This window comes from Campylobacter sp. BCW_6873, from assembly GCF_001762365.1.
GTDB lineage: Bacteria > Campylobacterota > Campylobacteria > Campylobacterales > Campylobacteraceae > Campylobacter_D > Campylobacter_D jejuni.
The window spans coordinates 1-879 of sequence record NZ_MJWS01000098.1 but is presented as its reverse complement, the minus strand read 5'-3'; the positions used below and the strand labels follow the sequence as shown (position 1 = coordinate 879).

Genomic DNA, 879 nt, shown 5'->3' with positions numbered 1-879 from the left:
TGGCAATATCCAATCTTCTTCTCTTTTAGAATTTTTAGAACAAGTAAATAAAATAATCAAAAATGAAAATAAAAGTATCATATTTGTAGGACATTCATTGGGTGGGTATTTAGCTCAAATGGCTTTGATATATTGCGATATTAAATATAAAGACAAATTATCTTTTAGCCCTAATGAAGTTTATACTTTTAATTCCCCTAGTGTTTATGGTTGGAATTTTCCTAATATAGCTATATTTTAATTTTTAAAAAAGTAGAATAATTTTATTAAAAATATTAAAAAGGAAAATAAATGGGTGCATTTCGTAAGTTTTATATTGTTTGGGTAGTATTTTGTATAAGTGGGTTTGTTATTTCTCCTGCTGTAGGGCATAATCCAAATAGAGTGTATGAATTTTTTGTAATGCTAGGTTGGATTATTTTTCCTTTAATTCTATTAATGCTTTATCGCTTTTTTTCTCTTTGTGAAATAAAGTTTTTGTATATAGCATTGCTATTGTTACTTTATTATCCTATAGCTTCGATATTATATTACATGTTTTATTATCATAATAGTTTTTATGTTACATTATATATTTTTTTGTCATTATTTAAATAAAGGATAATTTTGCAAGAAAAAATCAATGAATTAAAAGATTATGCAGAACTTGCACAAGCTAGTTATTTTTATTTTGATTTAGAAGATTGTATATTGCAAGAAAATGAAACTATTATTACCTTAAATGAGCTTTTAAACTTAAGCTATAATGGCAAAATAGCTGGAAAAAAAGAAAAGGTCGGACAAAAATATAGTTTTATTAGTAAAGGTGAACTCAACGGAGAATTTGGAGAATTACAGACTAAAAATTTCATTCAAAGATATGAGGTTCAATTTCATCAG

The 879-nt window shown here is 24.8% G+C and carries 1 protein-coding gene and 1 pseudogene; both read left to right on the top strand.

The features are described from left to right. Nucleotides 1–241 (top strand): lipase family protein (locus AJ932_RS10820; protein WP_261660117.1); only part of this gene is annotated, 241 nt, incomplete at its 5' end. A gap of 365 nt (nt 242–606) precedes the next feature. Next, nucleotides 607–879: pseudogene (locus AJ932_RS08430) on the top strand (hypothetical protein); the annotation flags it as partial.